Source organism: Pseudomonas sp. EA_5y_Pfl2_R50 (assembly GCF_963970475.1).
In the GTDB taxonomy this organism is placed as follows: domain Bacteria; phylum Pseudomonadota; class Gammaproteobacteria; order Pseudomonadales; family Pseudomonadaceae; genus Aquipseudomonas.
This window is the reverse complement of record NZ_CAXAPT010000267.1, coordinates 1-212: the sequence shown is the minus strand read 5'-3', so window position 1 is coordinate 212 and position 212 is coordinate 1. Positions and strand designations below refer to the sequence as shown.

General features: G+C 49.1%; 1 rRNA gene. It reads left to right on the top strand.

Features of this window, described 5'->3' with window-relative positions:
• Positions 1-152 precede the first annotated feature (152 nt).
• Positions 153-212: ribosomal RNA gene (rrf, locus tag AACY19_RS27760) — 5S ribosomal RNA — on the top strand; the annotation flags it as partial.

Here is a 212-nt window from a genome sequence, read left to right as displayed (position 1 = left end):
CATATAACACCCAAGCAATTTGCGTCGAACAGACCAGATTGCGGTGTGTGAAGACGAAACGAACCGAAAGTTCGATGTTCACAAAACACCAGCTGTCACATACCCAATTTGCTGAAGCGAGGCCATCTGGTCACGACTCAGTACCCGAATTTCTTGACGACCATAGAGCGTTGGAACCACCTGATCCCATCCCGAACTCAGCAGTGAAACGA